Source organism: Streptomyces sp. NBC_00223, from assembly GCF_036199905.1.
In the GTDB taxonomy this organism is placed as follows: Bacteria; Actinomycetota; Actinomycetes; order Streptomycetales; family Streptomycetaceae; genus Actinacidiphila.
On the sequence record NZ_CP108109.1, the window covers coordinates 1949663 to 1975740 of the forward strand.

At 72.7% G+C, this 26078-nt stretch carries 19 protein-coding genes and 1 pseudogene; 9 read left to right on the plus strand and 11 right to left on the minus strand.

What is annotated here, in order from left to right; all coding sequences use genetic code 11:
- Window positions 1–288 precede the first annotated feature (288 nt).
- Window positions 289–1563 (plus strand): transcriptional regulator, encoded by a 1275-nt coding sequence (locus OHA30_RS08175; RefSeq protein ID WP_328913142.1) that lies wholly within the window; start codon window positions 289–291, stop codon window positions 1561–1563.
- Between the two features lie 77 nt (window positions 1564–1640).
- On the opposite strand, the gene OHA30_RS08180 is transcribed toward OHA30_RS08175, so the two are convergent.
- From OHA30_RS08180 to OHA30_RS08190, 3 genes are all read right to left on the minus strand, one after another.
- Window positions 1641–2852 (minus strand): MFS transporter, encoded by a 1212-nt coding sequence (locus tag OHA30_RS08180; RefSeq protein WP_405786139.1) that lies wholly within the window; start codon window positions 2850–2852, stop codon window positions 1641–1643.
- A 1214-nt stretch (window positions 2853–4066) separates the two neighbouring features.
- Window positions 4067–5683, minus strand: coding sequence for an HtaA domain-containing protein (locus OHA30_RS08185; RefSeq protein ID WP_328913144.1), 1617 nt, complete (start codon window positions 5681–5683; stop codon window positions 4067–4069).
- 69 nt (window positions 5684–5752) lie between these two features.
- Window positions 5753–7222 carry an HtaA domain-containing protein gene (locus OHA30_RS08190; RefSeq protein ID WP_328913145.1) on the minus strand — a complete coding sequence of 490 codons (1470 nt, stop codon included), beginning with the start codon at window positions 7220–7222 and terminating at the stop codon, window positions 5753–5755.
- A 259-nt stretch (window positions 7223–7481) separates the two neighbouring features.
- Here OHA30_RS08190 and OHA30_RS08195 point away from each other — a divergent pair, with 259 nt between their 5' ends.
- The 5 genes from OHA30_RS08195 to OHA30_RS08215 all read left to right on the plus strand — a co-directional run bounded on the left by OHA30_RS08195 (window position 7482) and on the right by OHA30_RS08215 (window position 11890).
- Complete coding sequence (locus OHA30_RS08195; RefSeq protein ID WP_405786138.1) at window positions 7482–8468, plus strand: heme/hemin ABC transporter substrate-binding protein; 987 nt, start codon at window positions 7482–7484, stop codon at window positions 8466–8468.
- Between the two features lie 8 nt (window positions 8469–8476).
- Window positions 8477–9610 carry a FecCD family ABC transporter permease gene (locus OHA30_RS08200; protein ID WP_328913146.1) on the plus strand — a complete coding sequence of 378 codons (1134 nt, stop codon included), beginning with the start codon at window positions 8477–8479 and terminating at the stop codon, window positions 9608–9610.
- Window positions 9607–10440: a heme ABC transporter ATP-binding protein gene (locus OHA30_RS08205; protein ID WP_328913147.1), complete on the plus strand. Its 834-nt coding sequence runs from the start codon at window positions 9607–9609 to the stop codon at window positions 10438–10440. Before OHA30_RS08200 ends, OHA30_RS08205 begins: the two co-directional genes overlap by 4 nt.
- Window positions 10441–10546: 106 nt before the next feature.
- Window positions 10547–11452, plus strand: a complete 906-nt coding sequence (gene ddaH / locus OHA30_RS08210; protein ID WP_405786137.1) for a dimethylargininase — start codon at window positions 10547–10549, stop codon at window positions 11450–11452.
- A gap of 117 nt (window positions 11453–11569) precedes the next feature.
- Window positions 11570–11890 carry a DUF6191 domain-containing protein gene (locus tag OHA30_RS08215; protein WP_328913148.1) on the plus strand — a complete coding sequence of 107 codons (321 nt, stop codon included), beginning with the start codon at window positions 11570–11572 and terminating at the stop codon, window positions 11888–11890.
- A gap of 18 nt (window positions 11891–11908) precedes the next feature.
- On the opposite strand, the gene OHA30_RS08220 is transcribed toward OHA30_RS08215, so the two are convergent.
- The 4 genes from OHA30_RS08220 to gmd form a co-directional block, all read right to left on the minus strand.
- Entirely contained in the window at window positions 11909–12751 is an 843-nt protein-coding gene (locus OHA30_RS08220; RefSeq protein ID WP_328913149.1) for a glycosyltransferase family 2 protein, read from the minus strand.
- Window positions 12748–13536, minus strand: a complete 789-nt coding sequence (locus OHA30_RS08225; protein WP_328913150.1) for a hypothetical protein — start codon at window positions 13534–13536, stop codon at window positions 12748–12750. Before OHA30_RS08225 ends, OHA30_RS08220 begins: the two co-directional genes overlap by 4 nt.
- Window positions 13533–15752, minus strand: coding sequence for a LamG-like jellyroll fold domain-containing protein (locus OHA30_RS08230; protein WP_328913151.1), 2220 nt, complete (start codon window positions 15750–15752; stop codon window positions 13533–13535). The genes OHA30_RS08225 and OHA30_RS08230 overlap by 4 nt, the downstream gene beginning before the upstream one ends.
- A gap of 77 nt (window positions 15753–15829) precedes the next feature.
- Window positions 15830–16843, minus strand: a complete 1014-nt coding sequence (gene gmd, locus OHA30_RS08235; protein WP_328913152.1) for a GDP-mannose 4,6-dehydratase — start codon at window positions 16841–16843, stop codon at window positions 15830–15832.
- Between the two features lie 96 nt (window positions 16844–16939).
- Here gmd and OHA30_RS08240 point away from each other — a divergent pair, with 96 nt between their 5' ends.
- Window positions 16940–17893 (plus strand): GDP-L-fucose synthase family protein, encoded by a 954-nt coding sequence (locus OHA30_RS08240; protein WP_328913153.1) that lies wholly within the window; start codon window positions 16940–16942, stop codon window positions 17891–17893.
- 143 nt (window positions 17894–18036) lie between these two features.
- Here the strand turns inward: OHA30_RS08240 and OHA30_RS08245 are convergent, their stop codons facing one another.
- Window positions 18037–19521 carry a sugar transferase gene (locus OHA30_RS08245; RefSeq protein WP_328913154.1) on the minus strand — a complete coding sequence of 495 codons (1485 nt, stop codon included), beginning with the start codon at window positions 19519–19521 and terminating at the stop codon, window positions 18037–18039.
- Between the two features lie 359 nt (window positions 19522–19880).
- Between OHA30_RS08245 and OHA30_RS08250 the strand changes: the two genes are divergently transcribed.
- Window positions 19881–20888: a small ribosomal subunit Rsm22 family protein gene (locus OHA30_RS08250; protein WP_405785643.1), complete on the plus strand. Its 1008-nt coding sequence runs from the start codon at window positions 19881–19883 to the stop codon at window positions 20886–20888.
- A 209-nt stretch (window positions 20889–21097) separates the two neighbouring features.
- Here OHA30_RS08250 and corA read toward each other — a convergent pair whose 3' ends face one another.
- The 3 genes and pseudogenes from corA to OHA30_RS08265 all read right to left on the minus strand — a co-directional run bounded on the left by corA (window position 21098) and on the right by OHA30_RS08265 (window position 25667).
- Window positions 21098–22228 carry a magnesium/cobalt transporter CorA gene (corA, locus tag OHA30_RS08255; RefSeq protein ID WP_328913155.1) on the minus strand — a complete coding sequence of 377 codons (1131 nt, stop codon included), beginning with the start codon at window positions 22226–22228 and terminating at the stop codon, window positions 21098–21100.
- Entirely contained in the window at window positions 22225–23823 is a 1599-nt protein-coding gene (locus OHA30_RS08260) for a phytoene desaturase family protein (RefSeq protein WP_328913156.1), read from the minus strand. Before OHA30_RS08260 ends, corA begins: the two co-directional genes overlap by 4 nt.
- A 456-nt stretch (window positions 23824–24279) precedes the next feature.
- Window positions 24280–25667 (minus strand): annotated as a pseudogene (locus tag OHA30_RS08265) (IS1380 family transposase).
- A gap of 240 nt (window positions 25668–25907) precedes the next feature.
- On the opposite strand from OHA30_RS08265, the gene OHA30_RS33925 reads away from it, so the two are divergent.
- The gene (locus tag OHA30_RS33925; protein ID WP_405785642.1) at window positions 25908–26066 is read left to right on the plus strand and encodes a hypothetical protein; all 159 of its coding nucleotides are present in this window, start codon (window positions 25908–25910) and stop codon (window positions 26064–26066) included.
- Window positions 26067–26078 lie beyond the last annotated feature (12 nt).

The following is a 26078-nucleotide window of genomic DNA, read 5'->3' on the forward strand; positions in this document are numbered from 1 at the left end:
GGTAGGCCCAGCACCAGGCCCCCTACGGGCCTCGCGCTGTCGGCCTGCCCCCATCACAGCGGCTCGGGCACACAGGGCGGAAGTACCGGACGGTTGCCTCCGGTTGCCCCCGGTTGCCTCTGGTTGCCCCCCGTTGCTCCGGTTGCTCCGGACCTCCCCATAGGGCCGAACCCGGTCCACACTGAAGGCAGTTCAGAAGAGTGGGAGAACGACCCGATGGAAGACCGCCACCCGCTGACCCAGCTGTTAGCCGCACGCGGATGGACAGCGCAGACGTACCTGCGGCGAGTGAAGACGGAATACATCAAGCGTGGGTACGGGAGAGATTTCGCCACCCGCAAGGAGAAAGTCTCGCGGTGGACCCGGGCGAAGCGGCCGCAGGTCCCCAACGAGCAGACACAACTCGCGATGGCCGCCGTGCTCGGCATCCCCGCTCATGAAGTGGTGACGCGAGGCTGGCCGAAGTGGCTGGCACTCGGACTGCGCGACGACCACGCCGCGTGGACCGCACCGTGGACTGCGGCAGGCGCTCTTGCTGCCCTTGACGACGGAGGACCCGTGGACCGACGCCGCATGCTGATCGCCTCGACCGGCACGGTCTCAGCGGTCATCGCCCAGTGGGCCAACGCGCTGCCGGCACTGCCCCAGACCTCCGGCCGCCGCATCGGGACCGAGACCGCCGACCACCTCGACACACGCCTCGCGGCACTACGGCGCCTTGACGACGACCTGGGCGCCGATCACGTGTACGACGCGGCCCGCGCGGAAATCCGACTGATCGCCCGGCTGCTGCAAGAGCGGAGCTACACCATGGAGACCGGCCGCCGCCTGTGGTCCGCGGCGGCCGAGGCGTCCCGGCTGGCCGGGTGGTGCGCCTACGACAACGGGAACATCGGGGCGGCCGAACGGCACTTCGCCGGGTCCCTGCACGCCGCGGGCGAGGCCGGGGACCCGACGGCCGGAGCGGTCGCCGCCGCATTCTGGGCGAACGTGAGGTACGGCTGCGAGCACCCGGACCCGGGCAGCGCGATCGACCTCGTCTCCCAGGCGCTCGCAGGCGACCGGATTCGCTCGCCGCGCGTGGTGTCGCTGCTGTTGATCCGGCGGGCGCGCGCGCACTCCGTCGCGGGGAACGCCTCGGCGGCGTACCGGGCGATCGACGGCGCGCTGGCCGCGTACGAGGCAGGTGTCCCGGCCGGCGAGGACCTGCCGTCCATGTACTGGATCACGGCCGGAGAAATCCTCCAGTCTGCGGGCTCGGCCGCGCAGCGCCTGGGCGACCCGCAGCGGGCGCTCACGTATTTCGCCGCTGCCTCGACCCACCCGGACCCCTACGACGCCCACGAACCGCGCGGTGCCGCGATCTACGAAGCCCGCCGCGCCGAGGCGTACCTGGCGCTCGGCGACATCGACGGCGCGGTCGAGACCGCCCGGCAGGCTGTCGAACTGATGGGCGGCGTCAGTTCCGCGCGCGCGTCGAGCACACTGGCCGGCCTGCACTCGGAGCTGGGCCGTCATCGGCGCCTGCCGCTGGTGGCCGGCTTCCTGGACGAGACGGGCTGAGCACGCGGTGGGGCTGCGTGGCCAGCCGCAACGACGAGTGGGACGCCCAGGACTGACGCCCGGCGCGGCCCGGCCGGTCAGGGGGCGTCCGGCTGCGGAGCCGGGGTCGCGGGGGCCGGGGGCGCGGCGACGGGGGCCGCGTCGTAGGCGAGCAGCTTGGGGAGGGCCGCGGCGAGTAGGGCCACCGACGCCACGCACGCGAGGCCGCCGGACCACACCGACGTGCGGGCCGAGCTGAGCGCCGCCACCCCGCCGGAGCGGACCTGGCCCAGCTGCGGGCCCACGGAGTACGACAGAAGCTCGATTCCGGCCAGCCGGCCGCGCAGCTCGTCGGGGATCGTCTGGTTCCACATCGTGGAGCGCCCGACCCCGCTGATCATGTCGCAGCCGCCCGCCGCCGCCAGGCACAGCAGCACCAGCCACACCTGCGCGCACCAGCCCGCCAGCGCCATCGCCGCGCCCCAGCCCAGCGCCGCGACCACCACCATCCGGCCGTGCCGGTGCACCCGTGAGGTCCAGCCGCTGGTGAGGCTGACCAGCAGCGAGCCGACCGACCCGGCCGCGTACATCAGGCCGAGCGACCAAGGGGCGTGCAGGTCGTCGGCGAGGAACGGGAAGATCGCCGCCGGGTACGCGAAGAACATCGCGGCGAGGTCGATCGCGTACGTGCCGAGGAGTTCCTTGCGGCTCCACGCGTACCGCGCGCCCTCCGCGATCCCGCGCAGCGACGGCGGGCGGGCGTCGTGCGCGGCCGGGGAGCGGCGCAGGCCCAGGCCGAGGACGACGGAGAGGGCGAAGGTCACGATGTCGATGCCGTACGCCCACGGCAGCCCGGCGTACGCGATCACCAGTCCGGCGAGGGAGGGGCCGGCGATGGCGCCGATCTGCCAGCGCAGGGCGTTCAGCGCGGCCGCGGCGGTGAGTTGGTCGCGCGGGACGATCCGCGGCACGATCGAGTCGAGCGCGGGCCGCTGGAGGCCGGTGAGGGCGCTGGACAGGGCCGCGACGGCGTAGAGCGGCCACAGCACGGGGTGCGGCAGCAGGGTGTTGAGCAGCAGCCCCACGACGAGCAGTCCCTGGGCCGCCTCGGTGGCGACGATCAGGACCTTGCGGTCCATCGCGTCGGCGAGGGCGCCGCCGTACAGGCCGAAGACGATCAGCGGGACGAGTTCGACCGCCCCCACCGCGCCGACGGCCACGGCCGAGCCGGTGAGGTCCTTGATCTGTACGGGGAGGGCGACCAGGGTCAGAAAACTGCCGAAGGTCGTGATGACCCCGGACACCCACATCAGGCGGAAGTCGCGGGAGGTGCGCCAGGGGGCGAGGTCGGGAAGAAGAGTGCGGGTCACGGGCGGGATGCTCCCCGTGCCCCGCTCCGCGGGGCAACGGATTTTGTCCGGCCCACCGGATCGGCGCCCACCCGGGCGGGGGGCCACGCGCCGGCGGGGGTACGAAGTTGCGCGTGCGCGGCCGCGCACGGAAGGTGCGGCACCGCGGCCGCGCACGCGGGAACGGAGACTGCGGGCCGCCGCGACCGCCACCCGGCGGGGGCCGCACCGCAGGGCGGGATTTCACGGACCCCGGGGCCCGGCACGGGGGGGAATGGCTCCGCCGGAGCCGCGCGCACCGGGCGCAGGCCGCAAGCCTCTGCGCGAGGGCGTGCGCGCTCGACGGGAGCGGGCCGCCCCGGGGCAGGACGCCGACGGCTGGGCGACGCCCGCCCACCGACGGCCACACCGCACGGCGGGACTTCACGGACCCCGACGCCCGGCACGGAGGGAACGGCCCCGGCCGGAGCCGCGCGCAAGACGGAGGCTGCGGCCGGGTTCGCCGGGCAGAAACCACCTCGGACCTGCCGGAGCCGCGCGCGCCGGGCGCAGGCCGCAAGCCTCTGCGCGAGGGCGTGCGGGCCCGAAGGGAGCGGGCCGCCCCAGGGCAGGACGCCGACGGCAGTGTGACGCCCGCCCGGCAAGGGCCCCGCGCCGCGCGGACGCCGCACGGCAAGACGGAGCCCCAAGCCTCGCGCGAGGGCGTGCGGGCTCGACAGGAGCGGGCCGCCGCAGGGGCCGGGGGCGGCCCCGCTCCCCGGCCGAACGGTCGAAGGCTGGGTGACGCCTGCGCCGCAACGGCCACACCGCAGGGCGGGACTTCACGGACCTCGGCGCCCGGCATGGGCAGCACCACTCCGCCGCAGCCGGGTTCGCCGGGCAGAAACCACCCCGGCCCCGCCGGAGCCGCGCGCGCCGGGCGGAGTCCGCAAGTCTCTGCGCGAGGGCGTGCGCGCTCGACGGGAGCGGGCCGCCCCGGGGCAGGACGCCGACGGCAGTGTGACGGCCGAACGGCGAGGGCCCCGCGCCGCGCGGACGCCGTACGGCAAGACGCTGGCCGCAGGCCGCTGCGCGGGGGCGGATGGGGCCCGCCCGGTAGGGCTGGGGTGCCGGGCGGGGCGGGGCCCCGCCCGGCGCTCGCGTTGTCGGACGCGAGATCGGGAGGTGGCGGACCGTCAGGCGCTCCGGCGGCGGGCCACCGTGAAGGTCGCCCCCGCACCGGTCACCACGAGCGCCCCGGCCGCCGCGAGCAGCGCGAAGTTCGGCGTGTCCGAACCGGTCGCCGCGAGCGTCCCGCCGGAGCTGTCACCGCTGCCGCCGACCGTGGACACGTCGTCAGGACCGGTCCCGCCGGAGCCGGAGCCGGAACCGCCGGAAGCCGAACCACCCGTCGTGTCCCCGCCGCTCGTGCCGCCGGACGTCGCGGGCGGCGTCGGCAGCCCGGCGCCGTCCTCCAGCGAGACCGCGACCGTCACCGGGTCGAGCGCGTCGCCGCTCTTGTAGAAGCCGCTGAAGACCTTCGCGCCGTCTTCGGTGAGCACGGCGGCCGCCGACGAGATGGTGACGACATCGCCGTCGGTGGTCGGCGCCACCCCGCTGAGCGTGGCCACGGCCAGGTCGTCGTACGTGCTGACCTTGCCCGTCGTCAGGTCCTTGCCGCTGACGTCGGCGGTGAGCGTGCCGGTCGTGCCCTTGGTGGTGACCTTGAGGTCGGAGAACTTCAGGTCGAGCGCGTACGTGCCCTGCTGGAGGTGGCCGAGGAAGCGGACGCCGCCGGAGAAGGACGCGTTGAGCGCCTTGGTGTCCGCGTCCCACTTGCCGGCGCCCTTGGGGAAGCGGTAGCCGGAGGCGGTCCCGGTGGCGCCGTCGGTCAGCTCCACCTTGCCCTCGGCGATAGGGCCGGTGACGTAGGTGCGGAAGGACTCCTTGACGCCCCAGTCGAGGTTGCCGTCGACGACCGTACCCGGGGTCGCGGGCGTGGTGGGGGTCGTGCCGGGGTCAGTGCCCGGGTCCGTACCGGGGTCAGTGCCCGGGTCGGTGCCCGGATCCGTACCCGGGTCGGTGCCGGGGTCCGTGCCGGGATCGGTGCCGGGGTCCGTACCCGGGTCAGTGCCCGGATCCGTACCGGGATCCGTACCGGGGTCCGTGCCCGGCTCCGTGGTGGGCGGGTCCGTCGGCGCCTTCCCCGCGACCACCGAGAGGCTGGCCGGGTCCAGGGTCGCCCCTTCCTTGTACATGCCGTTGAACGCGCTCGCGCCCTCGGCCGTCAGCGTCGCCGGGATGCCGTCGAAGGTCATCGCGCCGTCGGCGCCGGCGCCCGGCCGTACGCCCGACAGGTCGAGCGAGGCGAACGCCACGTCGTCCGCCGTGCTGCCCGCGGAGGTGACGTCCGCGGTGAGGGTGCCGGACGTGCCGACCGTCTTCACCTTGAGGTCGGCCAGCTTGATGTCGAAGCCGTGCAGGGTCGAGAGGAACTCGACGCTGCCGTTGAAGGCCACCGTCACCCCGTGCGTGCCCGTGTCGTACGTGCCCACGCCGTTGGCGAAACGGAACGTGCCGTCGGCGTTGGTGGTCGCGCCGTCCGTCGTGCTGATGGTGCCGGCCGCGGGCCCGGTGACGTAGGAGCGGAAGGACTGCTTCACACCCCAGTCGAGCGTGCCGCCGGTCAGCGGCAGGGTGGGCGGCGCGTCGGCCGCGACGGCGAGCGCGGGCAGCCCGAGAGCGACGGCGCCGCCGGCGGTGGTGGCGGCGATGGCCAGCGCGAGCGCTCTGGAACGGTATCGGGGAGTCATGGGGTGTTCTTCTCCTCAACGAGTGGTGCGTGACGGTGGATCGGGAATGCGGCGGGCGTTCGCCGGCGGTCAGCCGGTGGACGCGCGGCGCCTGCGCCGTAGGACGGCGGCGGTGCCGAGGGCGGCGACGGCGAGCACGGCTGCCGCTCCCGCGGCCCATGCGCCGACGTGGGCATCGGAGCCCGCGGCCGCTTTCTCGGTGTGGTCGGTGGGCCGCGCGGACGGTTCGACCGCGGCGGCCGAGGGGGAGGTCGAGGCGGTCGGGTCCGAAGTCGTCGGGTCCGAGCCGATGTTCGGCAGCGCGGGCAGGGCCGCCGCCTTGTCGAGGGCGACGGAGAGGGTCAGCGGGTCCATCGAAGCGCCCGCGGTGTAGAGGCCGTTGAACTTCGCGGCGCCCTGCGCGGTGAGCTTCGTGGGCGCCTCGGCCACCGAGATCAGACCCTTCTCGGCCACGAGCGCGGCGGGCGCGGTGAAGGTGACGAACGGCACACCGTCGGCGTAGAGCGTGCCCTTGGCGCCCGCGACCGTGACCCGGACCGCGCTGATCGTCAGGTCGAGGCCGTAGGCGCCGTCGGAGCCGCGCATGCCGACGAAGCGCAGGGAGCCGGTGAAAGCGGCGTCCAGCGTGTGCTTCTTGGCGTCGTACGTGCCGTGGCCCGCGCCGAAGCGGAAGAGGGCGCCGCCGTCCTTGGCACCGCCGGCGAGCGTCCAGTGGCCCTGGGCGATGTCCCCGGTGACGTACTCGCGGAAGGTGCGGCGCACTCCCCAGTCGACGGCCGCGTCCACGACCGTGCCGGGCTTCTCCGTCGCGGGCTTGCCCGTGGCCGGCTTGGCGGTCTTCGTCGCGGGCGCGGTGGTCCTCACGGGCGCGGTGGTCTTGGCAGGCGGCGAGTGGAGGTCCACCGAGAAGCTGACGGGGTCGAGTGGGGTGCCCGCGGTGTAGTAGCCCGCGAAGGCGCGGGCGCCCTGCGTGCTGAGGGTGGCGGGCACGCCGTTGAGGGCGAACCGGGGGCCGGTGACGCCGCTGGTGGTGACGCCGCCGAGCGCGAGGTTGGCCAGCGGGACCTGGTAGGAGGTGGTGACCTTGCCGCTGTCCTTGTCCTTGCTGCGCATGTCGGCGTAGAGCGTGCCGGAGTGGCCGGACAGCCGGAGGGTGGGACGGCTGATCGTCAGGTCCAACTGGTAGACGCCGTTGGACTGCTTGTGCCCCACGAAGTGGACGCCGCCCTGGAAGCCGGCGTTCAGCGTGCCCGTCCCCGGGTCGTACGAGCCCTGCGCGGAGGGGAAGCGGAACTGGGAGCTGCCGATGGTGCCGGCGCTTCCCGTCAGGTTCCAACTGCCCTGCGCGATGGGCCCGGTGACATAGCTCTGGAAGGACGCCTTGATGCCCCAGTCGAGCCGCCCTCCGGAGACGGTACGGCTCTGCGCGGCGTGGGCGGCGGTCGCCGGGGCGAGCGCGCTCAGCAGCGCCGCGAGTACGGCGGTCACCACCGCCGGTACGGCGACGGACCGCCCGCGGGCATGACGGAACAACGGCATGGGACCCCCTCCGGGCTGGCTTCGTAAAGTAAGGCTAACCTAAGCTATCGGACCAAAGGCGGCAGGCAACAGGCAGGGGTGGGCAGTGACCAGAGGAAACACGCGGCGGACCGGCGGAGGGCGGCCGGCTCCCGCAAGACCGGGTACGGCGCCGGCCTTCCGGCGTACGGCCGCGGCCCCGGCTTCCGTATGTCCGGGCTCGGCGCCGACTTCCCGGCGCCCAGGGGCGGTTCGGCCCGCATCCGGTAAGAGGTGGGCGCTGCCCGTCCTGCTGGCCGCGCTCCTCGCGTTCGCCCTCACCGCCTGCGGGGGCGGCGGCACTTCCCCGGCCGCCGCCCCCGCCACCGCCACGGCGCCGGCCCCCGCCGACACGATCGAACCGCTCACCGGCACCCCCGCCCCGGTGCTGCCCGCGACCGTACGGTCCTCCGACGGCCGCAATGTGACCGTCGGCAGTGACGACCGGATCGTGCCGCTCACCGGCGGGCTCTCGGAGATCGTCTTCACGCTCGGGCTCGGCAAGAACGTGGTGGCCCGCGATGTCACCGCGACCTTCGCGCAGGCCGCCCGTCTGCCGCTGGTGACCCGCGCGCACGACGTCTCCGCCGAGGGCGTGCTCTCGCTGCACCCCACGGTGGTGCTCGCCGAGGCCACGACCGGTCCCGCCGAGGCGATCCAGCAGATCCGGCAGGCCGGTGTCCCGCTGGTGGTCCTGCCCGCGGCGACCTCGCTGGACGCGGTGGGCCCGCGGATCGACGCGGTGGCCGCGGCACTCGGTGTGAAGGAGGCCGGCGACCGGCTGCGCGAGCGCACCGCGCAGCGGATCGACGCCGTGCGCAAGGACCTTCCGACCGGCACCGCCAAGCCCAAGGTCGCCTTCCTGTACCTGCGCGGTACGGCGGCGGTGTATCTGATCGGCGGGCGCGGCTCCGGCGCCGACTCGCTGATCGACGCGGCGGGCGGGATCGACGCCGGGGTGGCCTCCGGCCTGAACAAGGACTTCACGCCCATCACCAGTGAGGCGCTGGTGAAGGCGGCGCCCGACGTGATCCTGGTCATGACGAAGGGACTTGAGTCGGTGGGCGGGGTCACCGGCCTGGAGAAGGTGCCGGGCGTCGCGCAGACCCCCGCCGGGCTCGACCACCGGGTCGTCGCGATCGACGACGGCACCCTGCTCAACTTCGGCCCCCGCACCGACACGGTCCTGCGCGAACTCGCCGCGGGCATCCACCAGAACCAGAAGTGACCCCGCCGATGCGTACGCCCACACCTCCCCCGCACCCGAAGCAGCCGGCCGCCGAGGCCCCGACTCCCCTGCCGGAGGCGGTGGTTGACACGGCGTCGGCCAAGAAGGCGGGCGCGCCCCGGCGTGGACCGCTGCTGGCCGCCCTGCTGGCCGCCGGACTGCTCGTGCTGTGCGTCATGTCCGCCGGTATCGGCGCGTACCACATACCCGCCGGGGACGTGCTCGCCTCCGTCGCCCACCGCGCGGGCCTCGGCGGTCACCGGCTGGACCGGGTCGCCGAGTCCGTGCTGTGGGACGTACGGCTGCCCCGGGTCGTCCTCGCGCTGCTGGTCGGGGCGTCCCTCGGATGCGCGGGCGCGCTGATGCAGGGCGTGTTCGGCAATCCGCTGGCCGAGCCCGGGGTGATCGGGATCTCCTCGGGCGCGGCGGTCGGCGCGGTCGGCTCGATCGCCCTCGGGCTGACCTTCGCGGGCAACTGGACGGTCACCGTGTGCGCCTTCGCCGCGGGCCTGGTGACCGTCTTCGTCGTGTACGGGCTCTCCCGGTCCGGCAGCAGGACCGAGGTCGTCACCCTCGTGCTCACCGGCATCGCGGTGAACGCCTTCGCGGGCGCGGCCATCGGCCTGTTCGTCTTCTACGCCGACAACGCGCAGCTCACCCAGATCACCTTCTGGCAGCTCGGTTCGCTCGCGCAGGCCACCTGGCCCAAGGTCCTGGCCGTACTGCCCTGCGCGGCGGCCGGACTTCTGGTGGCGCCCTTTTTCTCGCGCCGGCTCGATCTGCTGGCCCTCGGCGAACGGCCCGCCCGGCACCTGGGTGTGGACGTGGAACGGATGCGGATGACGCTCATCCTGGTGGTGGCGCTACTGACCGCCGCCGCGGTCGCGGTCGCGGGGATCGTCTCCTTCGTCGGCCTGGTCGTCCCGCATCTGCTGCGGATGGCCGCGGGGCCGGGGCACCGCTTCCTCGTACCGGGCAGCGCGCTCGGCGGCGCGCTGGTGCTGGTGGCCGCGGACCTCGGGGCCCGGACGCTCGCCTCGCCGGCGGAACTCCCCCTCGGGGTGCTGACCGCGCTGGTCGGCAGCCCCTTCTTCTTCTGGCTGCTGCGCAGGACGCGCGGCCGGCAGGGAGGCTGGGCATGAGCATCATGATCCGGCTGGCCCGCCGCGGCCGTCCCGTACCGCCCGCGCCGCCGCAGCCGGGCGACCTCCTCGCCTACGCGCGCGATCTGCGGGTGCGGCTCGGGCAGCGGTCCGTGCTCGACGGGGTCGAACTCCCCGTGCGCGCGGGCGAAGTGCTCGCCCTGGTCGGCCCGAACGGCGCCGGCAAGTCCACGCTGCTGGGCGCGCTCGCCGGGGACGTGCCCGCCGAGTCCGGCGAGCTGGCGGTCGGCGGGCAGCCGGTGCGCGCCTGGTCGCCGGGGCAGCTGGCGCTGCGCAGGGCCGTACTGCCGCAGTCGGCGCCGCTGGCCTTCCCGTTCACGGCGGACGAGGTCGTACGGATGGGCCGGGCGCCCTGGGCGGGTACGGCGCTCGCCGACGAGGACGATCCGGCGGTGGCCGAGGCGATGGCCGCGACCGAGGTCACGGCGTTCGCGGGGCGGCCGTATCCGTCGCTCTCGGGCGGCGAGCGGGCGCGGGTGGCGCTGGCCCGGGTGCTGGCGCAGCGGGCGCCGCTGCTGCTGCTCGACGAGCCGACGGCGGCGCTCGATCTGCACCACCAGGAGCTGGTGCTACGGGTCTGCCGCGAGCAGGCCGGGCTCGGGCGGGCGGTGGTGATCGTGCTGCACGATCTGGGGCTCGCGGCCGCGCACGCGGACCGGGTGGCCGTGCTGTCCGGCGGGCGGATCGCGGCGGACGGGCCGCCGGCGGACGTCCTGACGGCGGCGCTGCTCAGCGCGGTCTATCGCCACCCGGTCGAGATCCTCCCCCACCCCCGCACCGGCCTCCCCCTCATCCTCCCGAAACGCTGAGACCCCCCTGCCGGGCGGGCGCTTAAGGCCGAGCCCGCCCGGCGCTTGAGGGCAGAGAGCGTCACCCCCAAGGCTGACGTAACGCCGAATCCGTGCCGCCGAGCGGATCTCGGCGCACAATGCACTCACCACCCCCGATGGACCGACCGTCCGCCGGAGGCGGCCAGGCACTCAACCACCCTCCGAGGAGCCTCCCGTGCGCATCGCCACACCCCGCCGTTACCTGATGTGTCCGCCGACCCACTTCCGCGTCACGTACTCCATCAACCCGTGGATGGACCCGACCAAGCCGGTGGACTCCGCCCTCGCCCTCTTCCAGTGGGAGGACCTGCGCGACCGCTACCGCGCGCTCGGCCACACCGTGGAGATCCTCGACCCGGTCCCGGACCTGCCCGACATGGTGTTCGCGGCGAACGGCGCCACCGTCGTGGACAGCCGGGTGCTGGGCGCGAGGTTCGCCAACCCGCAGCGGACCGCGGAGGCCCCCGCGCACCTGGCGTGGTTCAGGTCCCGCGGCTGGACCGAGGTCCGCGAGCCCGAGCAGATCAACGAGGCCGAGGGCGACTTCGCGATCACCTCCTCCTGGATCCTGGCCGGTCAGGGCTTCCGCAGCAGTCCGCTCGCGCACGACGAGGCACAGGAGTTCTTCGGCCGCCCGGTGATCAGCCTGGAGCTGACCGACCCGCGCTACTACCACCTCGACACGGCGCTGGCCGTGCTGGACGACGCGCGTGACGAGGTCATGTACTACCCCGGCGCCTTCTCGCCCGGCAGCCGCGCGGTCCTCGCCCGGCTCTTCCCCGACGCGCTGCTGGCGACGGAGACGGACGCGGCCGCGTTCGGGCTGAACGCGGTCAGCGACGGCCGCAACGTGCTGTTGCCTCGCGGGGCGACGGGATTGAGGGGGCCGCTGAGGCGGCGGGGGTACGCTCCTGTGCCCGTGGATCTGTCGGAGTTGCACAAGGCCGGCGGCAGCGTGAAGTGCTGCACGATGGAGTTCCACGCGGCCTGACCGGGCGCCCGCCCGTGCCCTCAAACGCCGGGCGGGCTTGGTTTGGCCTCAAACGCCGGCCCGGCTGAGATTGCGCTCAAACGCCGCGCGGGCTGAGTTTGGCCTCATACTCGGGGGATGGGATTCGTCGTCTTCATGACGCTGCCCGGCATGGTCATCCTGCTGACCGTGCTGGCGTTCGCCGACCAGTTGATGTTGCGCGCCGGGCGCGCGGGTCTGTTGCCGTGGCGCGGCAGCACACGTCAGGGCCAGATATCGGCGACCGGGTTCGAGATGCTGCACGCGAGCCTCTCGCCCGGCAAGCAGAACGAGCTGAAGGAACGCCAGTCCGCGTTGGTGATGCGGGACGGCGACGAGGACGGCGCCCCGCCGCACCGCACCACGGTCGACCTGGACGGCGGGACGGCCGTCGTCCGGATGCCGCGGCCGCCCAAGTAGCCGCCCCGGTAGGAGCGCTCACCGCCCGCCGGGACCACCACCCGCTTCGGCCTCGCGGGATTTGAGGGCGATCTGCCAGCGGTAGAAGCTCATGGCTATCGCGTAGTCGAGGCCCGCCCGGCCGTCGAGGAAGCCGCGCTTGTAGACGTACGCGTAGGCGAAGGAGACCAGGGGCTTGAACGGGGCCTTGTGGAAGAGCTGCCCCTGACGGGTCTTGGCCTGCCGGATCTCCTCCTTGACCTTCGGGTTCCGCTCCAGCCACGCCTCCCAGTCGGAGTACCGGTTGTGCCGCTCGAACCAGGTGCGGACCGGGTCCAGGTCCTCGTGCTCGATGGGTGAGCGCAGCCGCGCCGCCGACGGCGCCAGCGGCTGGTAGTGCCCCTCCTGCTCGCCCATGCCCGGCGCGTCCAGGTCGCCGACCTCCGGGAAGTGGCAGCGGGTACGGTCCATCAGCGCGCGCTTGACGATGGTGTAGCCGTGCCGCAGCCGCCGCCCGGCGAACCAGTAGCCGAGCGGGATGTCGAAGGCCGCGACCGAGGGCGGTCCGGCCGCGAAGACCGTCCGCAGCTCCGCCAGCAGCGCCGGGCTCGGTGTCTCGTCCCCGTCGAGGAAGAGCACCCACGGGATCTCCGTACGCACCTGGTCCAGGCACCACTGCTTCTTCTTCGGGTACTTCCCGTCCCAGGTGTACTCGACCACCTCGGCCCCGAGCTTGGCGGCGATCTCACAGGTCTCGTCGGTGCTGTGCGAGTCGACCACGATCACCGCGAGGACATGGTCGATGACCGAGGAGACCGTACGGGCGATGTTCTCCGCCTCGTTCTTCGTGGGGATGGCCACCACGAGGGGCAGTCGGTTCATCGGGTCCCTCCGGAGGGCAGCCAGGCGTAGCACCCGCTGGAGGTGACACCGTCCGCGGCGGCGGTGACGGTCAGGTGGGCGTCGGCGGCGCTGCCGCCGGAGCCCGAGGACAGGGTCGCGCCCTTCGCGTCGAACACCCGCCAGGTGCACGTCGGCGACGGGTTCGGCGCGTGGTAGGCGCCCGGCGCGACAGAGGTGCCGGGCACGGGCTCGGCCGCGACCGAGAAGCCGCCGTCGGGGAAGCCCCGGTCGGCGGCGTCGAGCACCGGCCGCTGGTCGGGGCACAGGCTGCGTACGGCGGCTTCCGCCCCCGCCCGGCTGATGTCGCCGGTGAGGATCGCGCTGGCCGCCGCGTCCGGGTCGACCTGTGCGGTACGGGCCAGCCGCTCGCACAGCTCCTGGCCGCCTTCGAGCACGGCGACGGGGTCGGTGCCCTCCGGCACCCGGCCGGACAGATACGACTTCTGCGGCTTGGTGAAGGTGCCGCCGCCGGGCTTGGTGATCCGGGCGTCGGGCACCTTGGGGGCGTCCTCGGCGGCGGGTCCGGGCGAGGCGGGACGCCCGGTCGGCGTCTCGGCGGCCGGGCTCTGCGCGGAGCCGGAGGCATCCGGGACCGCGGGCGGGTCCGGGAGCGCCCCGGCGGACACCGAAGCGGGAGCCGAGGCCGGCCCCGGGGTCGCCCGGGCCCCGCTGTCGTGCCCGCCCCCTCCCCCGCACCCGCCGAGCAGAGCGGCCACCGCCGCCGTCACAAGGACGGCGGCGGTGGCACGGTGGGAACGGGTCACTTCGCGGTCCCCAGCGCGTAGTGGTTCGCGATCTGCGCCGCCGACAGCGCGGTCGGGTAGACGGCGGTCTCGTCGATCTGCCCGTTGAAGAACTGGCTGGTCGGGAGCGACGGCCAGCCCTTGAGGTTGTCCTGTGCGATCCGCCAGTAGCCCGAGTAGTTCTCGCTGGAGGTGACGGAGGTGTCGGACGCCCGCAGTGTGCCGTCGACGTAGAGCCGTATCCCCGTGCTGCCCTCGGTGGCGACGATGTGGTGCCACTTGCCGTCGTTCCACTTGCCGGACGTGGTGATGGTCTTCAGCGAGCCGGGGTTGACGCCGAAGATCAGCTGACCGCTGTTGGTCATGTAGATGTGCTTGTCGTACTGGCCGCTGTTCTGGGTGGTGTTGTTGCCGAAGCCCATGATCTTGCCACCGGTGGTCGTGGTGGTCTTGATCCAGGTCTCGATGCTGAAGGTGGCCGGCTTCGGCCGCAGATGGTCGCTGTAGGCGAACTGCGTCGAGCCGTTGTAGGTGTACGACTTGGAGCTGCCGGGGATCGCGCCCGCGACGCCGTGTGTGGGGCCGCCGACGCTGACGCCGCCGTTGTCGGCGGACGAGGAGTCGGCGTTGTACGAGCCGCTGGCCGCGTCGTAACGCCAGTACAGATTGGCGCCGTCGGCGAGGATCTTGGTCGGGTACGCCTCCGCCGTGGCGGGCACGGTGGCCGCGGCGTTGGGCGACTGGGCGCTGGTGTTGACGCCGTCGCTCGCCGACACCCGGTAGGTGTACTTCACCCCGGGCGTGACATTGGTGTCGTTGTAGCTGAGCTGCGGGCGGATCCACGGCAGGGAGCTGGCGGTGACGGTGTACACCGGGGTCGTCACGCCGTTGCGGTAGACCCGGTAGGTCAGCACGGTGTCGTCGGCGTCGGTGCTGGACTGCCAGGAGACCTTCACCGATGTGGGGTTGATGCTCGTCACCGAGGTCTGCGGCAGGGTGGGCGCGACGGTGTCGGGGCCGTTGGAGAAACGGGTGAGGCCCTGCTGCGGATCGCCGCCGACCTTGGTGAACTCCCCGCCCACCCACAGGTAGTCGGCGGAGCCCACGGACGACAGCGCCATCACCCGCGGGCCGATCTGCTCACCGATGCCGTCGTTGGTGTCGGGGAACCAGGCCAGCAGATGCGGGTCGCCCACCGGCTCGGCGAGCAGGTGCTTGCGCACACCGCTGGGGTACTCGCCCATGCTCAGGCAGTCGTGGGCGTGCGAACCGCTGTACAGCACGGTCTTGTAGACCTGCAACGACTGCGTGGCGCCCAGGCAGTTGTCCCGCCAGACCTGGTTGAAGTCGGTGAGGCTGAAGCGGATACGGCCGTCGAAGACCCCGCCGCCGGTGCCCTCGTTGCCGGTGTAGAAGCTGTTGCTGACCGGGTCCACGATGATCGTCTTGGTCACCGAGGTCGCGTCGATGAAGCCCGCCGGGTAGGACTTCACCAGCGCGCCCGTGCCGGTGTCGACCACGGCCAGCGAGTGCGAGGCCACGCCGTCCACGACGTTGAAGTCGCCGCCGAGGATGGCGTCCTTGCCGTTGGGCGTGATGGCCAGCGCCCGCCCGGGGTTGTCCGCGTTGGGCGCCCACGGCAGCAGCGCGCCCGTGGTGTCGACGGCCGCGTACCGGTGCCGGGTCTGGCCCGCGACCGCGGTGACGTCGCCGCCGAAGTACACCGCGCCGGCGGTCGGCACGATGGTCCGTACGGTGGCGGTGACGGCCGGGTGGAAGGTGGCGCTCGGGGTGCAGGTGGCGATGTCGATCGCGGCGAGGCTGCTCACCCCGACGCCGTTGACCGCGCCGAAGAAGCCGCCCGCGTACAGCGTCTTGCCGTCGGGAGAGACGGCCAGCGCGCGGACGGTGGCGTCGCCCGAGCCGACCGTGAAGCTGAGCTTGCAGCCGGTCGGTGCGCCGGTGGCGGCGTTGAAGGCGGCGAAGTTGGCGGCCGGGATCTCGCCGGTGCCCGCCGCCGCGCCGGGCGGCCGGACCGAGGTGAAGGTGCCCCCGGCGAAGACCACGCCCTTCGCCTGGGCCATCGCCCACACGATGCCATTGGTCTGATAGGTGCTCAGCGGTTCTGCGGTCAGCGCGACGGGAGCCTGGAGCGCGGTCGCCTGCTGCGGCGCCAACGTGCCCAGGGTCGCCGCCGCGAGGGCGAGGGCTGTGGTGAACACCGGCCATTTACGCATACGTTGCTCCCCTGCGCGATTGCTGACGTGACATCGTGCCTTCCCTGCCGCGGTTCTCATCGGCCGAGCCGCGGTTCTCATCGGTCGATCCGTACGGTGTCGCCCGCGAGTTGGTCGGTGACCTGTCCGATGTCGGCGTCGACCATGATGCGGGCGAGTTCGTTCACCTCCACCCGCGCTTCCCAGCCGAGGAGTTCACGGGCCTTGGCCGCGTCGCCGATCAACGCGTCGACCTCGCTGGGACGTTCGTACTTGGGGTCGTAGCGGACATGCTCGGCCCAGTCCAGCTCCGCGTGCGCGAAGGCCGTCTCGACGAACTGCCGTACGGTGGCGGCCTGTCCGGTGGCCACCACATAGTCGTCGGGCTCGTCGCGCTGGAGCATCCGCCACATCGCGTCCACGTACTCCGGCGCGTAGCCCCAGTCGCGGACGGCGTCCAGGTTGCCGAGGTAGAGCCGGTCCTGGAGGCCCGCCTTGATCCGGGCCACCGCGCGGGTGATCTTGCGGGTCACGAAGGTCTCGCCGCGACGCGGTGACTCGTGGTTGAACAGGATGCCGTTGACCGCGTACATCCCGTACGCCTCGCGGTAGTTGACGGTCGCCCAGTAGCCGAAGACCTTGGCGCACCCGTACGGGCTGCGCGGGTGGAAGGGGGTGCGCTCGTTCTGCGGGGGCGGGGCCGCGCCGAACATCTCCGAGGAGGACGCCTGGTACAGCCGGGCCTCGATGCCGCTGGCCCGGACCGCCTCCAGCAGCCTCAACGTGGACAGGCCCGTGACGTCGCCGGTGTAGAGGGGCGCGTCGAAGGACACCCGGACGTGTGACTGCGCGCCCAGGTTGTAGACCTCGTCCGGCTGGATGTCGCGCAGCAGATTGACCAGGGCCACCCCGTCGGCCAGGTCCGCGTGGTGCAGCAGCAGCGAGCGGTTGCGCTCCTGGGGGCCCTGGTAGATGTGGTCGATCCGCTCGGTGTTGAACGACGACGAGCGGCGGACGATGCCGTGCACCGTATAGCCCTTGGACAGCAGCAACTCCGCCAGATAGGAGCCGTCCTGACCGGTGACACCGGTGATGAGCGCGGTTCTGCCCATGTGAAACCCCCAACTGGTCGGGTATTGCCGCGGTTTCCGATGAAATCTCCGGGTTTTCGCACAGGCGGGCGAAGTGGGCTGGCACAATCCGGTGCCATGACCGAACTGCTGGCGCCCACGGCCCGGATCTTCGTCGCGGGTCACCGGGGCCTGGTCGGCTCCGCGGTGACCCGGCGGCTGACCGCCGACGGCCACGAGGTGCTCACCCGGCCCAGGTCCGCGCTCGACCTGCGGGACGCGGCCGCGACCGCCGCGTATCTGCGCGAGGCCCGGCCGGACGCGGTGGTGCTGGCCGCCGCCCGGGTCGGCGGGATCATGGCCAACTCGACCTACCCCGTGCAGTTTCTGGAGGACAACCTCAAGATCCAGCTGAGCGTGATCGCGGGCGCCCACGCGGCGGGGGTGGGCCGGCTGCTCTTCCTCGGCTCCAGCTGCATCTACCCCCGGCTGGCCCCGCAGCCGATCCGTGAGGACGCCCTGCTCACCGGCCCGCTGGAGGCCACCAACGAGGCGTACGCGCTCGCCAAGATCGCCGGAATCATCCAGGTGCAGTCCTACCGCAGGCAGTACGGCGCCGCGTATGTCTCCGCCATGCCGACCAATCTCTACGGTCCCGGCGACAACTTCGACCTGGCCACCTCGCATGTGCTGCCCGCGCTGATCCGCCGCTTCCACGAGGCCGAGCGGGACGGCGTACCGGAGGTGACGCTGTGGGGCAGCGGCACTCCGCGCCGGGAGTTCCTGCACGTGGACGATCTCGCGTCGGCCTGCGCGCTGCTGCTGCGCGGCTACGACGGCGACGAGCCGGTGAACGTCGGCTGCGGCGAGGACCTGACGATCCGTGAACTCGCCGAGACCGTAAGGGAAGTGGTCGGCTACCGGGGGGCGATCGGCTGGGACACCAGCAAGCCGGACGGCACCCCGCGCAAGCTTCTCGACGTCTCCCGGCTGCGGGCGCTCGGCTGGCGGCCGAGGATCGCGCTGCGCGACGGCGTCGAGGCGGTCTACCGGCAGTGGCGGTCCGCACCCGAGCGTGCGGCGGCGGGGTAAGCGGGCCCCGGGCGGCCGGAGTTCGGGCAGGCGTGGTGCCGGTAAGCGGTGGCCCACGCCGTCACGCGGCAGGCGGCGGGTCGCTGAACAGCGGGTCGCCACCCGGCGGCCCGCTGCTCGATGTCTTCCCGCGCGACACCCCACTAATACGCTCCGCGTCCGTCGACCACCGCCCGCAGTGTACGGGCCATCACCGCCACATCGCCGGTGAACGACCAGTTGTCGACGTAGCGCAGATCGATCGCCAGCGTCTCGTCCCAGGACAGTTCGCTGCGCCCGCTGACCTGCCACAGCCCGGTGATGCCCGGCTTGACGGCCAGCCGCCGCAGCTCCACCTCGTCGTAGCGGGCGACCTCGTCCGGCAGCGGCGGGCGGGGGCCGACGAGCGACATCTCGCCGCGCAGGACGTTGACCAGCTGCGGGAGTTCGTCCAGTGAACAGCGGCGCAGCACCCGGCCGACCGCGGTGACCCTCGGGTCGCGGCGCATCTTGAACATCAGGCCGTCGTTCTCGTTGGCGCCGGTCCGCTCCAACTCGGCCTTGCGGGACTCGGCGTCGGCCACCATCGTGCGGAACTTCCACATGACGAACGGCCGTCCGTGCCTGCCGAACCGGGTCTGCCGGTGGAAGACCGGCCCGGCCGAGGTGAGCCGGATGGCGGCGGCGGTCAGCGCGAAGAGCGGCAGCAGCATCAACAGCCCGAGGGCCGAGCCGCTGCGGTCGAGCGCGGTCTTAAGCGCCATCTGGACGCCGCGCCGGGCGGGCGGGGCGATGTGCAGCATGGTCAGCCCGGCCGGCGCGTCCACCTGGACCCGGCGGACGGCCACGTCGACCAGGCCGGGCAGCACCGCGAGCGGCACCCCGGCGTCGTGCAGCGCCCACGACAGCCGGCGCAGCCGCTCGGCGTGCAGCCGGGGTCCCGGGGAGAGCAGGACGAGTTCGGCGTGCAGCTCGTGCACCGCGCGCAGTACGGACTCGGCGTCCTCGGCCGGGCCGCGCGGCTCGACCGAGGGCAGCCGCTCGGTGACCGGCGCCCCGCACTCCAGCTTGGCGCTGCCCACCGGCACGACGCCGACCACCACGTACGCGTGCTCGGTCCTGGCGGCGAGGTGGCCCACCACATGGTCGGCGGTGCTCGGTTCGCCGATCACCAGCACCCGGCGCACGGCCTGGGCGGAGCGCCGGGCCGCGATCAGGTGGTGGTACGTCGCCTTGCGCCCGGCGAGGGTCAGCAGCGGCCCGGCGGTCAGCGCGGCGAGCGCCACCGACGGACGGACGATCTCGCCGAACGCGGTCCGCAGCACGGCCAGGACGCCGAGCAGCACCAGCCAGTCGCCGAGCACGGCCAGCACCCCGCTGGTCTCGCCGAGCGCGTCGGCCGCGTAACGCCGCCGGCAGACCCGTACCACCAGCCAGGAGGCCGCGGCGACCACGGCGCAGACCAGCGGGTGGGGCTGTTCGGTGTGGCGCAGCAGCATCACGACGGGGACGGCGATGCCCAGCGCGTCCACCGCCAGGGCCAGTGGCAGATACCAGGCCGCCTTGTCGCCGTAGGTGCTGTGGGCCCGGTGGACGGTGTGCCGGCCGTGCGCTCCGTGTCCGGCGCGGGTCCGATACGTGCCGGGCATGCCAAGGGCATCGGTGGTACCCGATGCCCGTGTGTCGAAGGTGTGCGGAGCTCCGCCCCGCCCTGGTCTCGGTTCGCTCTCTATAGGAATCACCGGTATTGCCGGGTTTGTTCCGATACGCCGCATGGACCCCCCTGGCACATCGCGACCGACTGGGCGCTCCGGTACTTCCCCAAGTACCGGTACACCGTGATACCAGCGAACGCTAGGCCAACAAGGCAGGTGTGCGCTGCGGATTGCGCATATTCGAGCCGATGTTATGACCGAGTTGACGCGCTATGACTTACCCCCGGGCACGGAGGGTAGAAGGTCGGTGACATGTCCGCGCCCGCGTGCGCGCCCCCTTAAAATACTGCCTTGTGTCCACAGTGCACCTCCCCGACGACCTGCGCGAAGCCCTCACGGAACAGCTCCGCGCCACCGCCCCGACCCGGGCGTCCGCGCACGTCGAGCGGCTGATCGAGAACTACCGCGGTACGACGCCGACCGCCGCGCCCATCCTGCGGGACGCGGCCGATGTCGCCGCGTACGCCGCCTACCGGATGCCGGCCACCTACGCCGCCGTCCGGTCCGCGCTCGGCGCGCTGCGCGACCGGGCCGGTGGGTGGGCCCCGGGCACGCATCTCGACCTCGGCGGCGGCACGGGCGCGGCCACCTGGGCGGTGGCCGACGCCTGGCCCGACGGCGGGCACGCCAGTACGGTCCTCGACTGGTCGCAGGCCGCCCTCACCCTCGGCGGCGCGCTGGCCGGGTCCGCCGACGCGCCCGCCGTACGCGAGGCCCGCTGGACCAGGACCCCGCTCGGCGGCGCCCCCGCGCTGCCCGCGTCCGACCTGGTCACGCTCTCGTACGTGATCGGCGAACTCACCGCCGCCGACCGCGCCTCACTGGTCGACGCGGCGGCCGAGGCGACCCTCGGCGCGCTGGTGATCGCCGAGCCCGGCACGCCCGACGGCTACGCCCGGATCATCGAGGCCCGCGACCGGCTGATCGCGGCCGGTCTCACCGTGCTCGCGCCCTGCCCGCACGACGCGGCCTGCCCGGTCGGGGCGGGCGACTGGTGCCACTTCGCCGCGCGTGTCCAGCGCAGCTCGCTGCACCGCCAGATCAAGGGCGGCACCCTGCCGTACGAGGACGAGAAGTTCAGTTACGTGGCGGCCGTGCGCCCGGCCGCCGTGCCCGCGCGGCCGGCCGCGAACCGGGTCGTACGGCACCCGCAGATCCGCAAGGGCCTGGTGCTGCTCGATCTGTGCACCCGTGACGACGGCCTGTCCCGCGCCACGGTCACCAAGCGCCACGGCGACGCGTATCGCGCGGCCCGCGCGGCGGACTGGGGCACGGAATGGCCTGCGGCCGGCCCTGAATAACGCCCGCGGAACAACCGGCACGCGCCGAGGCGCCAGCGGCGACGTCGAGAACAGCTCCCGGTCACGCCCGTGTAGCCATCGAGCCAAAGGGCGCGCCAGTGTCGAAAAGGAGAACACGCGGAGCCCCCGAGGAACGAGGGGGCGAGCATGATCGACTGTCGACACTGGGTATAAGCGACCGGAGGCGAGAGGGCGGCAAAAAGGGGGGCCTACAGCCAGCCGTAGCGGCGGAAGGCGCGGTAGCCGAGGCCGGACAGGGTGACCATGACGGCCAGCACCAGGGGGTAGCCGAAGGACCAGCGCAGCTCCGGCATGTGGTCGAAGTTCATGCCGTAGAACCCGGCGATCATCGTCGGAATGGCCAGCAGCGCGGCGCCGGCGCTGATCCGCCGCATGTCGACGTTCTGCTGCACCGCGAGTTGGCTGAGATTCGCCGCGAGCAGCCCGTCCACCAGCTCGCCGTACCCGGCCAGCCGGTCCCGTACGTGGGTCAGATGGTCGGACACGTCCCGGAAGTAGCGGCCCATCTCCGTGCCGATCAGCGGGTCGGCGTCCTCGCTGAGCCGTTCCAGCGGCCGGCCCATCGGATGCACCGCGCGCTTGAACTCCAGCAGCTCCCGCTTAAGCTGGTAGATCCGCTCGGCGTCGTCGCCGTGGGCGGCCGAGAACACATCGGACTCCAGCTCGTCCACGTCGAGTTCGAGCGCGTCCGCGACGTCGAGGTAGTCGTCCACGACCTGGTCGGTGATGGCGTGCAGCACGGACACCGGTCCGTGCGCCAGCATCTCCGGGCGGCTCTCCAGCTGCTGCCGGACCCGGGCGAGCCCCGGCGCGCTGCCGTGCCGTACCACCACCACGAAGTCCGGACCCAGGAAGATCATCAGCTCACCGGTGTCGACGACCTCGCTGGTCGCGGTGAACTTCTCGTGCTCCACGAAGACGATCGTCTTGACCACCATGAACAGCGTGTCGCCGTAGCGCTCCAGCTTCGGCCGCTGGTGGGCCTTGACCGCGTCCTCGACCGCCAGCGGGTGCAGGCCGAAGTCCGCGGCGATCTCCGCCAGGTGCTCGGCCTCGGGCTCGTGCACGCCGATCCAGACGAAGCCGCCGTCGCGCTTGCGCGCCTCGGTCAGCGCGTCCTGCGGCGGCAGCGAGGCCACCCGGCCGCCGTCCACGTACACCGCGCAGTCGACCACGACATCGGCGGTGCGGCGCCGGGGCCGGGGCACCTCGGCGCCCTCGGGCAGGGTGTGCCACTTGCCGCCGCCGCGCAGCCACTGCCGGCCGATCGTCCGCCGGCCGGCGCCGTCACGGTGGATCATCGAGGGCCTGTACGTCATCGTGCCTTCTCCAGTACCGCCATCGCCGCGTTGTGCCCGGGGACTCCGCTGACCCCGCCGCCGCGGACCGCGCCCGCGCCGCAGAGGAAGACGTTCGCATACGAGGTGCCGACACCCCAAGCCCCCGTGGTGTGTGTCACGTCGTCCTCCCGGTAGGGCCAGGACAGGTCGCGGTGGAAGATGTGCCCGCCGGGCAGCCCGACCTCGGCCTCCAGGTCGACCGGGGACTTCGCCTCCAGGCACGGCTTCCCGTCCGCGTCCAGCGCCAGGCAGTCGGCCAGCGGCTCGGCCAGTACGGCGTCGAGCTGTGCCAGGGTGGCCCTGAGCAGCGCTTCCTTGGCGCCCTGGGGGTCCTGGGCGAACAGCCGCGCGGGGGCGTGCAGGCCGAAGAGGGTCAGCGTGTGCATGCCCTGGTCGGCCAGTTCGGGGGACAGCACCGAGGGGTCGGTCAGGGTGTGGCAGTAGATCTCCGAAGGCGGCGCGTCCGGCAGCAGGCCCGCGGCGGCCTGGTCGTACGCGCGCTGGAGCTGCCCGTACGACTCGGCGATGTGGAAGGTGCCCGCGAACGCCTCGCGCGGGTCGACCGAGGCGTCGCGCAGCCGGGGCAGCCTGCGCAGCAGCATGTTGACCTTGAGCTGGGCGCCCTCGGGCCGCTCGGGCGGTGTCTCGCCGAGGAGGCCGGCCAGGGCGTACGGGGAGGCGTTGACCAGGACGTCGCGGGCGCCGACGGTACGGGGGCCGACGCGGCCGGGGGCGGTGGGGCCGGGGGCGCCGCTCGTACCGCCTTCGTACGTCACCTCCGCCGTCTTTCCGTCGCTGGTGATCGCCGTCACCTCGGCGCCGGTGACGATCTCCGCGCCGGCCGCGCGGGCGGCGTCCGCCAGCGCGTCGGTGAAGGCTCCCATGCCGCCGACCGGCACGTCCCAGTCGCCGGTGCCGCCGCCGATCACGTGGTAGAGGAAGCAGCGGTTCTGCCGCAGCGAGGGGTCATGGGCGTGGGTGAAGGTGCCGATCAGGGCGTCGGTGAGCGCCACCCCGCGGACCAGGTCGTCGGCGAAGACGGCTTCCACCGTCTCGCCCAGCGGGCGTTCGAAGAGCGCTTCCCAGGCCGCGTCGTCGCCGATCGTCCGCTTGAGCTCAGCGCGGGTGGGCAGTGGCCGGGTGAGGGTCGGGAAGACTTTCTCGGCGACCTGGCGGGTCATACCGTAGAAGCGCTGCCACGCCTCGAACTCCCGGTCTGAGCCGGTGAGTTCGGCGAACTGCTCGCGGGTCCTGCCCTCGTCCCCGGCGTCCACCAGCAGGCCGCCGTTCCCGCGCGGGGTGTACGAGGAGATCCGGCGGCGGCGCACCGCGAAGCGCAGTCCCAGCTCGTCGGTGATCTTCGCGGGCAGCAGGCTCACGAGGTACGAGTAGCGCGACAGGCGGGCGTCCACCCCGGTGAACGCCCGGGTGGAAACGGCGGCGCCGCCGGTCGCCGGGAGCCGTTCGAGCAGCAGCACCCGGCGCCCGGCGCGGGCCAGGTACGCGGCGGCGACCAGCCCGTTGTGCCCACCGCCGACGATCACGGCGTCGTACGAAGACGTATCACGCGACATGCCCGCACCCTACGCGCCGCCCGCGCCCGGCCCGGCCTTGACGCGGACCCCAACTTCCGGCCTGCCCCGCCCGGCGCCGGTATCACCGCGCGGACGGCCGGTCCGGCGTGGCCGGGCGCCGAGTTCCTGGCCGCCACAGCCGAGCGGACAGTTCCTCACCAGTCCGGACATCCTGCCGGACCTGAAATGCCGATCTTGGCGTCGGCGAAGACTCACGGGGATCCAGCCGCCGTGCTGCGTACTTCCTCAATCGGGCCGGGATCGTAGCGAAGACGATCCGGCGCAACGTCGAATGGTTCCGTCTGATCCTCGATCCACCGCGTGAATTTTGATCACGTGTGTCGGGCGGGTTCTGGGTGTTTTTCGGGTTGCGGGCAGTGGTGATCGCCGGGTGGCCGTCCGGTGCGGGGTCTCCGAGGTCTTTCGGTTCGTGGGCGGGCGGGACGGTCGCACGGGTCAGGTGCGCATGCGCTGTCCGGTCGCTGTCCACAGGTCGGTGAAGTCGTCCTGCCAGCACCAGAGTTGGGGGAGGTGGAGGGTGAGGCGGCGGGCGCCTGTGGCGATCCGGGCGGGGATGTTGATCAGGTGGCGGCGGATAGTGCCGGTCCGTGCCCTGGCGTGGAAGACGGAGGCGAGGTGGCCGGCGGCGCGGGTGAGGTTGTAGGCGGTGGCGGCGAGGGTGAGCCAGGCGGCGTTCGCGGTGAACTTCCCCGACGGCAGGTGGGCGAGCGCGGAGTCTTCCAGATCGGCGAAGACCTGCTCGACCTGGGCGTGTTCGCGGTGCATGGGTTCGGCCTGGGCCAGGACGAACGGGCTGTCGGTGAAGATGACGTGGTGGCGCCAGACGCCGAACAGCTCGGCCTGCCCCTCGGGCACGCTCTTGGGGTTCAGCCGCTTCACCCGGCGCACGATCAGCCGGGCGCTGGTGTGGAACGCCTTCTTCTTGCTGGTGAACGCGGTGAAGGGGACCTCGGCGATCTCGGCGTCGGAGATCCAGCGTTCCTCCTCGGCGTCCCAGACGGCAGCGGCGTACTTGATCGGTGTCCAGGCGTCCTCGGCGATGTCCGCGATGGCCTCACGGATCTTCTTCCTGACCGCGACCGCGAGGGAGAAGCGTGCGCCGGCCTTGCGGCAGACCTCGACGACCTTGTGGGAGAAGTATGCGGAGTCGGCGCGGACGATGATCTGCGCGGTGATACCCATCGCCCGCACCGTGGCCAGCGCCTCGCGCAGCAGACTCGCCGCACCCTTGCCGGAGTTCGCCGATCCCTTGCGCAGCCTCGTTGCCACGATCACCGGCGCGCAGGTGCCCGTCTTGGCGGTCACGATCTGGAAGTGCAGGCCGCGCTGCTTGGTATAGCCGAAGGAGGCGCCCTGCTTGGCCGGACCGTAGACCTGCTTGACCTTGGAGTCGATGTCCACGAACACCACCTCGTCCCCGGTGGGGACCAGGCCGGTGTGCGCGGCGAGGTCGCAGGGAACGCCCGGGTGGCGGACTCCAGTTGCCGCACGTGGCCCCAGGTGAACGCGCGCAGGAAGGTGCCCAGCGTGGACGGGGCACGCACCCCGCCGAACAGGCGGGGCAGCCCGCCGTGGCGCAGCACGTCCAGGTCGTCGATGCTGTCCGCCCCGGCGACCATCCCGCCCACGATGCTCATGGCCTTCGCCCCGGCGGCCGTACCGGCGCCGTTCTTCGCGCCGGACAGCTTCACCTTCGCGGCCACCAGAGCGGGCAGTCCGCACCGCTCGGCCAGCCGGATCGTGGGGACCAGCCCGGCATGTGCGATCAGGTCGGGGTCGTCGAACGCGGCGAACATCCCCGCGGGCCTGTGGGAGACTTTCACTTCAGAGGTGCCTTGCCGATCGTGCGTGGTGGAAGCGTAGGAACTCCCATCATCGCAGCTCAGCGGGCACCTCTTCCCATTTCTCCGTCCACAGGCCGATCACCACGCGGTGGATCGAGGATCAGTTCCACGCCAACTTCCAACTCGGACGGAATACAACCCTCGAAGGTTGCGGCTCCTCCCAGGTCACCTGGCTGGCGGCTGCGCGTCGTCCCCGCACTCGGACACCTGCCCATCACCATGGTCACCAACGGCACCGTCGACCGCACCCTCTACGCCTGGATCGCCGACGGCGAGGGCCGCCCGGTAGTGAAGAACACCCTCGCCGTCCTGGTCCGCGTCATGGAACAAGCCGTCCGCGACAGCCTGATCACCGCCAACCCCGCCCGCGTCAACTGACACGGCGATACC